This window comes from Pseudomonas sp. RA_105y_Pfl2_P56, assembly GCF_963970845.1.
Taxonomy (GTDB): Bacteria; Pseudomonadota; Gammaproteobacteria; order Pseudomonadales; family Pseudomonadaceae; genus Aquipseudomonas; species Aquipseudomonas baetica_A.
The window spans coordinates 1-15510 of record NZ_CAXAPL010000033.1; the positions used below are offsets into that span (position 1 = coordinate 1).

The following is a 15510-nucleotide window of genomic DNA, read 5'->3' on the forward strand; positions in this document are numbered from 1 at the left end:
GGTGAACATCTGCGCCGCAATCAACGGACTGACCAAACCGCCGACATGGGCTATGGCAAACCAGGCGCGATCCTGCTCGGCGGATTCCGGCCGAGGGTCCAAGCGCCAGCCTTCGAGGGTGGTCATGCGTTTGCCGATGTAGAACTTTTCCATGATCTTCGACTTTTTCCAGTTTTCTGCGTCGTAGCCGGGGCGGTAGTCGGTGTCGTAGGTGCCTTCGGTAGGTTTGGCCTGTTCCCCTTGCGAGGCATTGATCAGGCTCATGATTACGTTGGGCGTGCTGGTAAAGCGAAGGCTGTTCTTCACGTTGAAACCGGTGTTGCCGTTGTCATGAATGAAACCGTAGGGCATGCAAACGCCTGGACCTTCGGGCACTTGATAGAGGTCGCGGGCTTCGAAGCGGGTGGCAAGGTCTTTGATCCGCTGCGCCGTATTCTCGGCGGGTTTGTTCATATGGAAATAGAACACCCGGTTGTTGCGCCACAGCAGGAACTCGTAGGGCGTCTTTTCGCTGCCCAATACATGTGAATCAGGAATTCCCAAGTCATGCTCGTGTTTTTTTATTTTAGGTATTTGCTCTTCTAGATTTTTTATTATGGCTTCCTGTTTTTGGATGGTGTCGGGGAGGTAGTTCATTTCCTTGATCGATACCAAAAGATGCTTGTTGGTATCAAGTTTTTCCTTTAGCCGGTTTTTGTACATTTCGGTTTCGTGAACAATGGCATTGCGCTGCCTATCAAATTCTTCACGTGTTGTGATATCGCTGACTCTGACGGTAAGTTCATCATAGTCGTAACTGACATAGTCACCCACAGCGTGAACATTTTTTGAAAAAACATGCCCGCCAGCGCCTTTTATATTGCTGCGCTCAATTGGGAACGTTGCCCATTCGAATGCTTCCGGTGACTGGAATTTGGTACGTCCCAGGCATTCTTGCAAGGTAGCGTCAGCAGATGCGGACTGTGCGGCCAGTAAAAGGCTGGCGAGTGTGATGATGACTCGTGTCATGAACTGTGCTCATTTCGAAGCGAGATTTCTGTTATTGCGAGCTGATGCTCTGCGTCAGTTTCAGAAACTTCGGGATGACGGCCTCGGGCGCAGGCGTCAGGTCCTTCAAACCGTCAGTGCCTTTTTGAAAGGTGAACATCTGCGCCGCAATCAACGGACTGACCAAACCGCCGACATGGGCTATGGCAAACCAGGCGCGATCCTGCTCGGCGGATTCCGGCCGAGGGTCCAAGCGCCAGCCTTCGAGGGTGGTCATGTGTTTGCCGATGTAGAACTTTTCCATGATCTTCGACTTTTTCCAGTTCTCCGCGTCGTAGCCGGGGCGGTAGTCGGTGTCGTAGGTGCCGGTAGTGGGTTTTGTAGGGTCGCCTTGCGAGGCGTTGATCAGGCTCAAAATCACATTGGGCGTGCTGGTGAAACGCAGGCTGTTCTTCACGCTGAATCCGGTTTTACCGTCGTCATGGATGAAACCGTAGGGCATGCACACGCCCGGGCCAGTAGGCACTTGGTAGAGGTTGCGAGGTTCGAAACTCGCGATCAGATCCTTGATGGCGTTCTTCCGTTCTTGATCCAGTGTTTTGAAATTGAAGTAATAGATTCGGTTGTTGCGCCAAAGAAGAACCTCGGTTGGCGTTGTCTGACTGCCGAGGACATGCGAGTCGTTAATGCCTAGGTCATGTTCTTCGATGGCAGTTTGGGCAACGGATTTTTCCAGATCAGCGATTATTTTTTTCTGTCGATCTAAGACTTCTTGGCTATATCCCATCGTGCTGATGCTCTGCAGCAGCTTCTTGTTCGTTTCGATTTCCTCCATTACCTCTCTTTTAGCCATCTCACCCTTATGAACAATGGCATTACGTTGTGTCTGGAAATCTTCAATGGTTGTGATGCCACTCACTCTGACCGTAATTTGGTCATTGTTGTAGCTAAGGTACTCATGCTCGGCACTTATGTTGTTGCTGAACGTATGCCCGCCACCCTCGCTGATCAGATGCTTAGCGGTGGGGTAGGTGGCCCACTCCATGCTTTCGAGCGCATTAAATGTAGTCCGCCCGATGCATTCTTTTTTCGGCTCTTCAGCGCTGCTTATTTCACACAAGCCAACCAAACTGACAATCAAGAGACAGGTATACGATTTCATGAGTGTTTGATTTCCTCTTGCGTTGGCGCGTCCACACAGGCCAGTGCGCGATCATCATTTTTGTCCGGGACGTTGGCTAGGATGGTGATGTTCAAGTCTGAGTTGTTATTTTCATGGAGTGTCCATTTTATCGGTAGCTCGGTGATGAAGCCCTTGATGCCCACAGGCGCGATATAGGCGGGTTCTTTGGTCAGTGTTTTACTTTCCCAAAAGCCGTTTTCATACGGCATAGGTGCTACTAACTGGCCACCGAGCCTTGCGTTGTCCGGATCTCTGTAGCTCCAGGTAGGCCAGATGGAAGCCGCTTGCTTTCCTGACTTGTTTCGAGGAATGAACCCAAAGGAGCTTTCATAGGCGGCCGTATTCAGCTTGGCCTGCGACTGTATTTCTCTCCAGGTTTTCTCGGCAGCGGGTTGGTCAAGGTACTTACCCAAATCGCTTGCCGGTTTGACAGAGCCTGTCGTGAGGCCTATGCCGAAGTGCTTCTTCCACAAGTCTCTGCGTAATTTATTGATGCTTTTACCCACCTGATGCGTAGCTTTGCCGTCGAGCATGATCGGTGTCGGCTCGCTGTCACGCACGATCACCGCCAGTTCCGAGTCGCGCATGCCGTAAAGACTACGATCGTTGATATTGGCGCTGCCTAGAATCGCTACGCGATCGTCTGCAATCAACAGTTTGCTGTGAACATAAATCTGCTCGGTTACCACTCTGCCGCTCTTGAAATTGTGCCAAGTGCGGAGGTTTAGGAGGGTCAGGTGCTTTGTCCAGTCTTGCTGGGCATATACGGGCTGTCCGAAGCTGTCCTTGCGCTCAATGATTTTGGCTGCTTCTTCCCGGCTAGCGCCGCGATCCATCATCGACTTCAGCGCCATATGTCGCTGAATGAGCTTAACCAGACTCTGTTCGCCGAACACTAGGCTTTGCATAGTCAAATGAATCTGATGCATCAGGTTGAGCACGTTGAGCGCGCCTTCGGGGTGTACCGGCAGGATCATGTAAACATGGAACTGGCGGTTTTCCCTGATTGCTCGTCCAATTCGGTCAGCAAGTGCCTTACCAATGCTATTGGTTAGTTTCTGTTCTTTGCCGAGTTTTCGGGTTAGCCAGCCTTGAGCGTTGGTTTGCCAGATTTTTAGGAAGCTGTCGATAAACTTACGCGCTTCGGCACCGGGTTGCTGACTTATGGCGTCGACTTCTTTCCAGTCGATCAAGGTAAAGTCCTGATCAGTCAATGCTTCATTTAGTTTGATGCGGGCCACGAAGTCATGATTCAAGGTGGATGGGTCCCGCAGACTGGCCATCGGACCAGACATTGCTTTACTGGCCGGTAGTTCGCCTTCATCACCGAAATCGGTCTGGAAAAACTGGTTTTCGATGTAGATGAAATGCTGCGCACTGGAAATCGTCTGCAGCATTGCGCTGTGGCAGTTGGCTTGCACACCACCGGCATTGATGCCTGGGGGTAATGGTAAATTCACCTTGGCTCGGCTACGGCCTTTGGCTTCCTGTGCAGTCATCGTTGCAGAAGCACTGCGCAAAACCTGCACACTGACCTTACCTGTCACTGCTTGTGGCGTCGTCGGCAGGGAAGCCGGCTGATTGATCCACACTGGTTTGGGCATCGGCAGGTTCAGTTGCAGACGATTGTTGCTATCGAGGTGATGGGGCAAGCCTGCCTGCTTGGTCAAAGTGTTCAACCATTCCATTAGCGCCGCGACGACATCCGTTTTTTCCAGGTTTTTGATGTCGGCTATGTAGGCTTGCTGGCCGTTCCAGCGATCAATGAAGTTGCGTGACAAATCGTAGACCGAAGGCCCTTCGATGCGACTGTGGACATCCTGCCACGGCATGCGGGGCTGGTCGTCACCTAGACGACTGTAATCACCAGAAGCGAGCGGCTGTGGTGTGTGTTTTAGGTAATGATAGGGTTCGACATGACTCTCTAATCGGTTTTGAAACAGAGCATATAGGTGGCCCATAAGCGAGCTTGCGACCTGGTTGATATTGTTTAGCCAAGCCATTTTGTCAGTCGGTATGGCGTCGTAGCCCTTGTCGCAGAACATGCCGACCATACGCCCAAGATCGGTTGAGCTCATCCAATTGTTAATTAGTTCATAGCTCTTCATACGCAAGGCCATTTTCAGGCTGCCTTTGGTGTTTTCGACTTGTTCGATCCAAACTTTCATCTGGCTTTGCAGAGGCTCTGCGATTGGCAGTCTTTTCCAGTTGTGTTGGACCAGTGCGCTGATTTGTCGAATGAGCGTATCGGTCAGGTATTTTCTTGCGCCGGCCAAGGGGTCAAAGTTACCCGCGACAGCTTTGGCGCTATTGAAGACCTTTGCTCCTTGCTCGACTATCGGCAATGCGGGACTAGAGAAGAAGTTTTGCAGACGAACCGCACCATTAATCACCTCTGCGCGGTTAGGCGCAGGAACTTTGACGGGGCCGACAGAAAGGTCGACAGAAGGTTTGGATAGGTCGAACAGCGTTCCCATCAGTAGGCCGGTACGACTGACATGCGTATGTTTATCCATCCAGCCCAGATGCGGAATTCCCGGGTTGTACGCGTCGTTGCCCTTGCGATCGCGGGCATCAAGGCTGAAGTTGTTGTCATCACGACGCCCGTAAGCCAGATCGATGCCGCCGACGTAGCCGATCTTGTTGTCGATCACCACGCATTTCTGGTGGTGAGAAAACGTTGAACCCAGGCCTTTCATGTCGCTTTGCTGGATGGCCGGTGTACAAAATGCGCGTGCGCCGCCGAGCCCTGCGTTGAGCTGGAATACCGCGAGCATGGTTTCGAAGTCGTGGGTGCCGACGCTTGCTGCGGGACTCAGCCACGGCATGACGAAGACTTTGAGGGCCGGCGTTTTCACCAGCGCGGCGTGCAGGCATTCCCAAAGGCTTTGTTTGCCGTCCAGCGTGACGTCGTAGTTGATTTGCCAGCCCGTGATGAAAATCGAGGTTTGGGCATTGCCGATTTCAGTGGCCAGATCCTTGTAGTAGTCCTCGCCGGTGGTGAAGAAACGCACGTCATTGCCGCTGCGCTTGGGTGCGAAGGCCGACTCGTCCTGGATGAAGAAGTCCGGCGCGTTCACCGCTGGCAGGGCCTTGCCCTGAGCTGTATTGATCTGGCTGATTTCTTTGTGGCGAATGCCGTTGTAAGGCGTTGCTGAGTCCGTCATGGTCATTCGTCCCTGGTTTGCAACTGGTTGTACGGATTGCCGTCGGCGAGCAGATCCTGTTTGCTGCGTTCACTGTTCGCCGTACTGATCCGGCCATGTTTGGCGCTGTCGTGAAAGTCGAGGGCGGCGAGGGCGAAGCGCTCCTTGTCGGCTTCCGAGGGTTCGTCATGCAGCGCCACTGGCACGCGTTGCCCCGGATAGCAGAGCCACAGAGGGCCCTTGGTCGCATAGGCTTGGGACAACTTCAAACGCTGGGTTTCATCGATGTTGACCCGTCCGTCGTCGTCGGTTTGACCTTCTAGCAAGGGGGCCTGCTCGCCGTCCTGAACAATCGACCAAGCGGTGTGTGCCAACGGGAAACCTTCGTCCCCCGGGACGTCAGTCAACTTGATATCGAAGAAATACTCCCTTGGCTTGGCCGGTGGTGCGATGACGCCGGGTTGGGCGGTGTCGAGCAAATTACCGGGTTTGGCTGACGGCGGTGGTATCGGCAGTTTCGGCAGCAAAATCGCAATCCCTGACCCGGTTCCCGCAGCCCCCCCGGCATTGATTTTCACCACCGGCCCAACCACCGTCACGCCGCCAGCATCAAGCTTGATAAAGCTACCGCCACCCAACACGGTCAATTCCGTTCCCGCCTCGATCACCATTTTGTCGCCAGACTTCAGGTGGATTTCTTTCCCGGCATGGGTCAATTGAGCGGTTCCGAGTTTGATGTGCTGGTTTTGGGTCACGGACAGGTGATCGTCGGCCTTCACTTCAATTTTTCGGTCGGCAATCGTGGTGCGGTGCTCTTCGGCCTTGAGTTCGGTGTAACTGTTCTTTTCGACCGTATCGTGACGTTCATTCCCGACCCGAATCTTCTGGTCATGCTCTACGTTTTCATCCCAATCCCGCTGCGCATGAATGTAGATCTGCTCCGCACCTTTCTTGTCTTCGATGCGCAGTTCGTTGTAGCCGCCACCACCCGGCGAGCTAAGCGTTTTGAACACGCTGCGAGTCTTGTTCGCCGGCAAGGCATACGGCACCGGGTTTTCCTTGTGGTACAGACAGCCGGTCACCAGCGGTTGGTCGGGGTCGCCTTCGAGGAAGGTGACCAGCACTTCCATGCCGATGCGCGGGATGGAGATGGCGCCGTAGCGGTCGCCGGCCCAAGAGCTGGAAACGCGCAACCAGCAGCTGGTTTTGTCGTCGGCCTGGCCTTCGCGGTCCCAGTGGAATTGCACCTTGATGCGGCCGTATTGGTCGCAGTGGATTTCTTCGCCTTTGGGGCCGGTGACGTGGGCGGTCTGGCTGCCGAGGACGCGGGGTTTCGGGTGCTCCAGCGCCGGGCGGTAGAACACGTCCCACGGGGTGGCGAGGAAGGTGTTGCGGTAGCCCTGGTGGAAGTCGTCCTTGTTGTCGGTGGTGTCGCTGGTCACGCCTTCTTCGAGGACTTGCGGCTGTTTGCCTTCGTGGACGATTTCGGTGAGCAGCCACAGGTCGTTCCACTCGGTGCGCGGGTGATCGGACATTTCCATGAAGTGGCCGCTGACCAGTGTGGTCTGGTCGCCGCGACCTTCGGCCTGGCGGTAGTCGGCGCGGTGGCGTTCGAGGGCGCGTTGGCTGAGGAACTTGCCGCGCGCGCGGTCGATGAAGCGGCCGGGGTAGTCGTAGTCTTCGAGATCCGGCTCAGTGCTGTCGCCTTCAGGCTTATAAGCAGCTTCCATTTGCAGGCGCGGTTTTTCGAAGTCGTAGTCGCGGCGGGTGACGCGGCGGGTGCGGGTTTCCAGGCGCAGCTTGAAGCCTTTGATCACCGGTTCGTCGGCGACCATGCCGCTGCCCTGCACGTAAGCGGTCGGCTGACCGAGTTTCGGGAACACAGTCTGGTCGTCGCCGAACACCAGCAGGTGGGCTTTTTCGCTGTGCTGGAAGTGATAGTGAATGCCTTCCTCTTCGCACAGACGCTGGACGAAATGCAGGTCGGTTTCGTCGTACTGCACGCAATAGTCGCGATCCGGGCACGGCTGGCTCAGCTGGAAGTTGTAGGCGTTGCCCTTGATGCCGTGTTCTTCGAGGATCAGCGCGATGATTTTCGGCGCCGACATTTGCTGGTAGATGCGCTGGTTGGTGCGGTGATGCAGGTATTGCAGTTGCGGCACCATCGACACTTTGTAGCGGGTCAGGCGCTTGCCGGCATCGCCCTGGGCGACGCGGTAGATCTGGCCGTGGATGCCTGAGCCCTGCGGATCGAATGCGAGAAACGCCTGCTTGTGCAGAAGTTTTTCCAGGTCCAGATCGGGGTTTTCGCTGACCAGTTCGAGGTCGAAACGATACGGCTGGCTGATGCCTTCGGTGCCGACAAACGACAGCACTTGCAGGTCGCCCACGTAGTCTTCGACCTTGAGACTGAAGTGGGTTTCGTTGGCCAGGTTGAACATCTCAGACTCCTTGAGACAGCGCCGGTAATCCGTGGGCGTAGTGCATCTGTGTAGGGGGACGCAGATGGGAGCTGGATGTTAAACGTAAAAAGTTGCGCAAAAAGTTGCGCACATACGGTGAGGGCCCCGGTCTATGGGGGCTCCGGGAAAGTAATGCGAAATATTTCTTGGCGATGTGCCATCAGCTAGCCCAGCACAGAGCATGCTTTGCTGGGCAGTCGAGGGCATTTTTCAGCCGCTCAGGCGCTGAATTCCACCACCGGCATCTGCCGCTTCATCAATACCTTGGCGCCGCGAATCGAATACAGCGGCAGACCCTGGCTACGAATCACTTCGTAATCACTGTCCGCCGAAAGGATCAACAGGTTCGCCGGGCGCCCTGGTTCCAGGCCATAACGCTCGCCCAGGTGCATGGCTTTGGCGCTGTTGTCCGTCACCAGATCCAGCGCACTTTGCAGGTTGCGGTAACCGAGCATGTGGCAGATGTGCAGCCCCGCTTCAAGCACGCGCAGGATGTTGCCGTTGCCCAGTGGGTACCACGGATCGACGATCGAGTCCTGGCCGAAGCACACGTTCATGCCGGCCTCCAGCAACTCGTTGACGCGGGTCACGCCCCGGCGTTTCGGGAAGTTGTCGAAACGGCCTTGCAGGTGAATGCTTTCGGTCGGGCACGAAACAAAACTGATCCCGGAATGGCCGAGCAGGCGGAACAGTTTGGCGCAGTAGGCGTTGTCGTAGGAGCCCATCGCGGTGGTGTGGCTGGCGGTGACGAGGGCGCCCATGTCACGGCTGCGCGCTTCTTCGGCAAGCACTTCGAGAAAGCGTGAGTGCGGGTCGTCGGTTTCGTCGCAGTGCACGTCGACCAGACAACCGGTGCGCTCGGCCAGGTCCATCAGAAACTTCACCGAACTGACGCCCTGATCGCGGGTGTATTCAAAATGTGGAATCCCGCCGACCACGTCCGCGCCCATGCGGATGGCTTCTTCCATCAACTCGCGACCGTTGCGGAATGACTCGATGCCTTCCTGCGGGAACGCGACGATTTGCAGGTCGATGAGGTGCCGGTTCTCTTCGCGCACTTCGAGCATGGCCTTGAGTGCAGTGAGTTGCGGGTCGGTGACGTCGACGTGGGTGCGTACGTGTTGAATGCCGTGGGCGGCCAGTGCCTCAATGGTTTTCTTGGCGCGGGTCTTGGTGTCTTCTTCGGTGATGGTGACCTTGCGCTCGCCCCAGCACTCGATGCCTTCGAACAGCGTGCCGCTCATGTTCCAGCGCGGCTCGCCAGCGGTGAGGGTGGCGTCGAGGTGAATGTGCGGCTCGACGAAGGGCGGCACCACCAGGTTGCCGCCGGCGTCGAGGTCGTCGGGCCCCAGGGACGGCGCTTCGGTCTGGGGGGCGATGCTGCGGATCAACCCGTCTTCGAGTTGCAGTTGGTGCAAACCTTCCTTGTGGCGCAATCGGGCGTTGATGATGTGCATCAGGCGAATCCTTTTTATAGGTCTTGTAGTGGCGCGCTGGCGCGGCGGGCGCCGAGCAGGCCGGTGACGATGACATACGTTAGCGCGGCAGCGGCAATGCCGACCAGCGGCGCGACCCATGGCGAACTGAACGCGGCCACGGTGCCGACGGCGTAAGCCCAAAGCCCCGGCCAGTTGAAGGCTGGCAGTTGTGCGTCGACCAGCCGTGGATAGCGCCCGCGCCAACGGTAGAAAAAGTCAGCCATGATCACCCCGCCAATCGGCGGGATCACCGTGCCGAGCAGAATCAGATAGGGCACCAGCATGTCGTACATGCCCAGCAGGGCGAGCAGGGTGCCGATCACCGCGCCGGCGAGGGTCACGGTCTTGCGCCGCCCGGTGCGCAGCAGGTTGCAACCGGCGACGGCGAAGTTGTAGATGGTGTTGTCCTGGGTGCTCCAGATGTTGAGCAACAGCATCGCCATCGCCGCCATGGCGAAGCCTTGCAGCAGCAAGACTTCAACCACATCCGGCTGCTGATAGACGATGGCGCCGTAGGCCCCGATCAGCACCATTAAACCGTTGCCGATGAAGAACCCGATCAGGCTGGCCAGTACGGCGACTTTTGCCGAGCGTGAGAAGCGTGTCCAGTTGGTCGCCTGTGTTGCGCCGCTGACGAAGGTGCCGAACACCAGCGTGATCGCCGTCGACCAGTCCATCGAGCCGCTCGGGACGATGCTGAGCAAACCCTCGAAACCGCCGACCTTCACCGTCGCCACCCACATCGACAGCAACAGCAGCAACATCATCGCCGGCACCGCGATGCAGGAGAGAATTTCCAGTCCGCGATAGCCGACATATGCCGTGGCGCAGAACATCAGGCCGAACAGCACCATCAAACCCAGCACCGTGCCTTGATCAAGATCGAAATATTTGCCAATCACCACCGCCGCCGTCGCGGTGCCCCAGGCGTACCAGCCGATCTGGGTGAAGCCGAGGATCAGGTCGCTGAGTTTGCTGCCGACTTCGCCGAAGCAGAACCGGCCCATCAGCACCGAGTTGAGGCCACTCTTGAAGGCGATGTAACCCAGGCCCGCCGCGTAGAGGCCCAGCAGCAAGTTGCCGACGATGATCACCGCCATCATCTCGCTAAAACTGAACGCCACGCCGAGCTTGCCACCGGCAAACATGGTGGCAGTGAAAAACGTGAAGCCCAGTAACACGATCGCCGTCGAGGCCAGGCCTTTGCGCGCGTGCATGGGGACTTCGCTGAGGGGGTAATCGTTGCCGGCATCGTTCTGCGTCATGGGGTGGTCCTTGCTGAAAAGGGGAAGACGCGGGAGGGTTGCAGTGCTCGTGCCAAATGCGGGTGGGCGCGATTATGTATAGACGAGTCGCGAGGAATGGCACGAAAGCGGTGCAGTTGAACGCACCGAGGCACAATCTGGGAGCTGTCGAGGGCGGCGGGTTTTCCGATGCACAGCGCGAAGGTTTGAGCCCGAAAAGTCCAGGCATGGAAAAGAGCGGTGGTGGCTGTTTAGTGGTGAACTTCAGAGTTGCCGGTATAGAGCCGGATAATCTGATCAATCTCCCCCGACATTTTCATCCTCAGCAACGTGCGTAAAACGCGCTGCACTGGCACCTTTGGGTCATTCCTGACATAGCAGCCCACGCTCTGCTCCTGCAGTATCGCGACACCTTGCAGTTGCTTTTCAGGCGTCAGGCGTTGGTTGAACCAGTCCAGCGTCCACTGATTGCTCACGGCATAGCGGTAACGCCCGGCCAGCAGTTTTTCCAGTACCTGTTCCTGATTTCGGGCGTCTTCGCGATGCAGTCGATCAGCATCGAACAGGTTTTGCAGGGTCGGGTAGGTGTAACCGAGCACGGTGCCGATGGATTGGCGTGGCAGTCGGTTAGTGTCGACGCGGGCAGGCTGATCCTGGCGGCTGATCAGCAAATCACGCTGAAAAAACAACGGAATGCTCCAGATGTAATCCCCGGACTGATTCGGCAGCCAGGATTGTGCGGCAAAGCAGCGCACGTCGACTCCGCCGTGTTCCATGGTGCTTTGTACGCGAGTCCGGGGCAGAACGTGGAATTCTGCCGGCACGCCGACCTGAGTCGCGAGGCTGAGCATCATGTCGTACAGAATGCCTTGGGTCGGACGACCGCGTTCAAGTTGCACCATCGGCATGGCCCAGCTATCCGGCACGGCGAAGCGCAGTGGTGTTTGCGCTGCCGTCACGCTCAAGCTGATTCCCAGCAGTGTCCCCAAGGCCCAACGCATAAACGCTCCGGTCATTTCCCGATCCCGAGCCGATAAAAGACTCCGCTCATGCAGCTTAGCCACATTAGACGAGGACACCGGATGCAATTTTGCCCTTGCTCCGCTAGCATTAGCCGCTTCAGCTTCCTTCGTTGCGACGGTTTTCGATGAGTTATCAGGTTCTTGCACGTAAATGGCGTCCGCGCTCGTTCCGCGAAATGGTCGGCCAGACCCATGTGCTCAAGGCTCTGATCAATGCCTTGGACAGCCAGCGGCTGCACCATGCGTACCTGTTCACCGGTACACGCGGGGTGGGTAAAACCACGATTGCGCGGATCATTGCCAAATGCCTGAACTGTGAGACAGGTATCACTTCCAGCCCCTGCGGCGAGTGTTCGGTGTGTCGTGAAATCGACGAAGGCCGTTTTGTCGACCTGATCGAGATCGACGCCGCGAGCCGCACCAAGGTCGAAGACACTCGCGAGTTGCTCGACAATGTGCAGTACGCGCCGAGCCGTGGGCGCTTCAAGGTCTACCTGATCGACGAAGTGCACATGCTCTCCAGCCATTCCTTCAATGCGCTGCTGAAAACCCTCGAAGAGCCGCCGCCGTACGTCAAATTCATCCTGGCGACGACTGATCCGCAGAAACTTCCGGCAACGATTTTGTCGCGTTGCCTGCAGTTCTCTTTGAAAAACATGACGCCAGAGCGTGTGGTCGAGCATTTGACCCACGTCCTCAGTGCCGAAAACGTGCCGTTCGAAGACGATGCCTTGTGGCTGCTGGGTCGCGCCGCTGACGGGTCGATGCGAGACGCCATGAGCCTGACCGATCAGGCCATTGCTTTTGGTGAAGGCAAGGTTCTGGCCTCCGACGTGCGAGCGATGCTCGGCACACTGGACCATGGTCAGGTCTATGACGTCTTGCATTCGCTGATCGAAGGTGACGCCAAGGCGTTGCTCGAAGCTGTGCGTCACCTGGCCGAGCAAGGCCCGGACTGGAATGGTGTGCTCTCGGAAATTCTCAACGTGCTGCACCGCGTCGCCATCGCCCAGGCGCTGCCCGAAGGTGTCGACAACGGTCATGGCGACCGTGATCGCGTGTTGGCATTGGCTCAGGCCTTGCCGGCCGAAGACGTGCAGTTCTATTACCAGATGGGCCTGATCGGCCGTCGCGATTTGCCGCTGGCGCCTGATCCGCGCGGTGGCTTTGAAATGGTGTTGTTGCGGATGCTGGCCTTCCGGCCCGCCGACACAGTGGACGCCCCGAGGCAACCGCTAAAGCCAGTGGGGATCAGCCAGGCCACAGTTGATTCCGCAAACGCCGTGGCTGCCGCGCCGGTGGTCGCTGCGGCTATTGCGCCGGCTCCAGCGCCGGCTCCAGCGCCGGCTCCAGCGCCGGCTGCTGCACCCGCGCCGGCTCCAGCGCCGGCTGCTGCACCCGCGCCGGCTCCCGAGCCAGCGCCGGTGATTGCTCCTGAGCCGGAACCAGAACCAGATCCTGTGCCCGAGCCTGAGCCTGAGCCTGAGCCAGTCGTCGTCGATGCCGTCGTCGACTTGCCCTGGAACGATCCGGTAGAACCCGAACCCGAACCGGCCCAGCAGCCGGCGGTCGACCCCGTGCTGGAAACCGCTGCCGAGCAGCCTGATCTGCCGCCGATGCCGTTGCCCACCCCGGACAGCGTTGTACCGGACGCGCCGGAGTGGGCCGCCGCACCGATTCCCGAGCCGTCGGTCGCCGACGTCGATGCCGCCACGCCGGGCATGGACACGGATGACGAGCCGCCGCTGGACGAGGACTACATCGAGCCGGACATGGATTCGGCATACAGCTATCTCGACGAACTGGCGAGCGAGCATGCCGCAGAACCGGCCCCGGAACCCGAGCCGGAGCCCGCAGCGATGCCGGCCACCGGTCTGGCGTTGCAATGGCTGGAACTGTTCCCGAAACTGCCGATCTCCGGCATGACGGGCAGCATCGCCGCCAACTGCACGCTGATCGCGGTTGATGGCGATCAGTGGCTGATGCACCTGGACCCGGCTCACAGCGCTTTGTTCAACGCCACTCAACAGCGTCGTCTCAACGATGCGTTGAACCAGTTCCACGGTCGCACGCTGAGCCTGACCATCGAACTGATCAAGCCCGAGCAGGAAACCCCGGCCCAGGCCGCGTCCCGTCGCCGTGCCAACCGTCAGCGCGAAGCGGAGGAGTCGATCCACGGCGATCCGTTCATCCAGCAGATGGTTCAGCAGTTCGGCGCAGTGGTGCGACACGATACTATTGAACCCGTCGACGCCTTGGTCGCCCAAGGCTAATAACTGAAGGCGCTCGTTCTCCAAGGCCGGGCGCTGTTTTGATCCAAGTACTTTTGAGGTGATTCCCATGATGAAAGGTGGCATGGCCGGCCTGATGAAGCAGGCGCAGCAGATGCAGGAAAAAATGGCCAAGATGCAGGAAGAACTGGCCAACGCCGAAGTCACCGGCAAGGCCGGCGGCGATATGGTCACCGTGGTGATGACCGGTCGTCACGACGTCAAAAGCGTGAGCATCGACCCAAGCCTGGTTGAAGGCCTGAGCGAAGACGACAAAGAGATGCTGGAAGCCGTGGTGGCTGCCGCCGTCAATGACGCCGTGCGCAAGATCGAAGCCAGCAGCCAGGAAAAAATGGGCGGCATGACCGCCGGCATGAACCTGCCAGCGGGCATGAAACTGCCATTCTGATTCGCCATTGCGCGACAGATGAGCTACACAAAGTGCCAGGCATTGCGCCTGGCATTTTTGTTTCTGGCTGATTGTTTTGCATTGGCAGGGCTGACGCCTTCGCGAGCAGGCTCGCACATTTGAAATGCGTTAACCCTGTGGGAGCGGGCTTGCTCGCGAAGAAGTCGACTCGGTCGGTCCGAATAAACATCGAACCCATCACCGCCACCCACGGTCTGCTCCCTATACCGCCGAATTCATCATTCACAGGAGACGCTGACATGTCCGACCCTCTCACCCTCAATCAACGTGTCGTCCTGGCCTCACGCCCGGTCGGTGCGCCGACCCCGGAAAATTTTCGCCTTGAGCGCGAAGCCTTGCCAGAGCTTGAAGACGGGCAGGTGTTGCTGAAAACCCTGTACCTGTCGCTTGATCCGTACATGCGCGGGCGCATGAGCGACGCTCCGTCCTACGCCGCGCCGGTGGAAATCGGTGAAGTGATGACCGGTGGTGCGGTCAGCCGAGTCGAACGCTCGACCCACCCCAAATTCCACACCGGTGATCTGGTCGTTGGCGCGACCGGTTGGCAGAGTCACAGCATCAGCGACGGGCGCAATATCATTCCGATTCCGGCAGGGTTGCCGAGCCCCTCAATGGCCCTCGGTGTGCTGGGTATGCCGGGGTTGACCGCGTACATGGGCCTGATGGATATCGGTCAGCCAAAGGCTGGGGAGACGCTGGTGGTCGCGGCGGCGTCCGGGGCGGTCGGCTCAGTGGTCGGCCAAGTGGCGAAGATCAAAGGCCTGCGCGCGGTCGGTGTGGCTGGCGGCGCCGAAAAGTGCAAATACGTGGTGGAGGTGCTGGGATTCGACGCCTGCGTCGATCACAAGGCTGCGGATTTCGCCGAGCAACTGGCGAAGGCCTGTCCCGATGGTATCGATGTCTATTACGAGAATGTCGGCGGTCATGTGTTCGAGGCCGTGGTGCCATTGCTCAATCCCAAGGCACGCATTCCGCTGTGTGGTCTGATCGCGGGCTACAACGCCCATGAAGCCCCGCAAGGCCCGGATCGCCTGCCGATGCTGCAACGCACCCTGTTGACCAAGCGTGTGCGGATTCAGGGCTTTATCGTGTTCGATGACTACGGTGATCGTCAGCCGGAATTCATCAGCCACATGGTGCCGTGGGTGCGTGAGGGCAAGGTGAAATTCCGCGAGGACGTGGTCGAGGGCCTGGAGCAGGCGCCCGATGCGTTTATCGGTCTGCTGGAGGGGCGCAACTTCGGCAAACTGGTGGTGCGGGTCGCCCAGGACTGAGTATTTGACGCTGG

At 58.0% G+C, this 15510-nt stretch carries 10 protein-coding genes; 3 read left to right on the forward strand and 7 right to left on the reverse strand.

Going from position 1 to position 15510, the window contains the following annotated elements; genetic code table 11:
• From AACY11_RS20610 to AACY11_RS20640, 7 genes are all read right to left on the reverse strand, one after another.
• On the reverse strand, window positions 1-1008 hold a 1008-nt coding region (locus tag AACY11_RS20610; RefSeq protein WP_339495614.1), incomplete at its 3' end, for a hypothetical protein.
• A 31-nt stretch (window positions 1009-1039) separates the two neighbouring features.
• Window positions 1040-2149: a hypothetical protein gene (locus AACY11_RS20615; RefSeq protein ID WP_339466783.1), complete on the reverse strand. Its 1110-nt coding sequence runs from the start codon at window positions 2147-2149 to the stop codon at window positions 1040-1042.
• Window positions 2146-5337, reverse strand: coding sequence for a phospholipase D-like domain-containing protein (locus tag AACY11_RS20620; RefSeq protein ID WP_260456153.1), 3192 nt, complete (start codon window positions 5335-5337; stop codon window positions 2146-2148). The genes AACY11_RS20615 and AACY11_RS20620 overlap by 4 nt, the downstream gene beginning before the upstream one ends.
• A 2-nt stretch (window positions 5338-5339) precedes the next feature.
• Window positions 5340-7757, reverse strand: coding sequence for a type VI secretion system Vgr family protein (locus AACY11_RS20625; RefSeq protein ID WP_339495615.1), 2418 nt, complete (start codon window positions 7755-7757; stop codon window positions 5340-5342).
• A 239-nt stretch (window positions 7758-7996) separates the two neighbouring features.
• On the reverse strand, window positions 7997-9235 hold the full coding sequence (gene codA, locus AACY11_RS20630; RefSeq protein ID WP_339465692.1) for a cytosine deaminase: 1239 nt from the start codon (window positions 9233-9235) through the stop codon (window positions 7997-7999).
• A gap of 14 nt (window positions 9236-9249) precedes the next feature.
• Window positions 9250-10521, reverse strand: a complete 1272-nt coding sequence (gene codB, locus AACY11_RS20635) for a cytosine permease (RefSeq protein WP_339465691.1) — start codon at window positions 10519-10521, stop codon at window positions 9250-9252.
• A gap of 230 nt (window positions 10522-10751) precedes the next feature.
• The gene (locus AACY11_RS20640) at window positions 10752-11501 is read right to left on the reverse strand and encodes a substrate-binding periplasmic protein (protein WP_339495629.1); all 750 of its coding nucleotides are present in this window, start codon (window positions 11499-11501) and stop codon (window positions 10752-10754) included.
• 146 nt (window positions 11502-11647) lie between these two features.
• Between AACY11_RS20640 and dnaX the strand changes: the two genes are divergently transcribed.
• The 3 genes from dnaX (at window position 11648) to AACY11_RS20655 (ending at window position 15496) form a co-directional block, all read left to right on the forward strand.
• Window positions 11648-13795, forward strand: a complete 2148-nt coding sequence (dnaX, locus tag AACY11_RS20645) for a DNA polymerase III subunit gamma/tau (protein WP_339495616.1) — start codon at window positions 11648-11650, stop codon at window positions 13793-13795.
• Window positions 13796-13862: 67 nt separating this feature from the next.
• Window positions 13863-14201, forward strand: a complete 339-nt coding sequence (locus AACY11_RS20650) for a YbaB/EbfC family nucleoid-associated protein (RefSeq protein ID WP_008088817.1) — start codon at window positions 13863-13865, stop codon at window positions 14199-14201.
• 260 nt (window positions 14202-14461) lie between these two features.
• On the forward strand, window positions 14462-15496 hold the full coding sequence (locus tag AACY11_RS20655; protein ID WP_339432584.1) for an NADP-dependent oxidoreductase: 1035 nt from the start codon (window positions 14462-14464) through the stop codon (window positions 15494-15496).
• Window positions 15497-15510: the final 14 nt, after the last annotated feature.

What these genes read in the sequence shown, in the direction of transcription:
- codB (WP_339465691.1), bottom strand. Translation starts at nt 10,521, where the DNA reads ATGACGCAGAACGATGCCGGCAACGATTACCCCCTCAGCGAAGTCCCC.
- AACY11_RS20655 (WP_339432584.1), top strand. Translation starts at nt 14,462, where the DNA reads ATGTCCGACCCTCTCACCCTCAATCAACGTGTCGTCCTGGCCTCACGC.
- AACY11_RS20625 (WP_339495615.1), bottom strand. Translation starts at nt 7,757, where the DNA reads ATGTTCAACCTGGCCAACGAAACCCACTTCAGTCTCAAGGTCGAAGAC.
- AACY11_RS20650 (WP_008088817.1), top strand. Translation starts at nt 13,863, where the DNA reads ATGATGAAAGGTGGCATGGCCGGCCTGATGAAGCAGGCGCAGCAGATG.
- AACY11_RS20620 (WP_260456153.1), bottom strand. Translation starts at nt 5,337, where the DNA reads ATGACGGACTCAGCAACGCCTTACAACGGCATTCGCCACAAAGAAATC.
- AACY11_RS20615 (WP_339466783.1), bottom strand. Translation starts at nt 2,149, where the DNA reads ATGAAATCGTATACCTGTCTCTTGATTGTCAGTTTGGTTGGCTTGTGT.
- AACY11_RS20640 (WP_339495629.1), bottom strand. Translation starts at nt 11,501, where the DNA reads ATGCGTTGGGCCTTGGGGACACTGCTGGGAATCAGCTTGAGCGTGACG.
- codA (WP_339465692.1), bottom strand. Translation starts at nt 9,235, where the DNA reads ATGCACATCATCAACGCCCGATTGCGCCACAAGGAAGGTTTGCACCAA.
- dnaX (WP_339495616.1), top strand. Translation starts at nt 11,648, where the DNA reads ATGAGTTATCAGGTTCTTGCACGTAAATGGCGTCCGCGCTCGTTCCGC.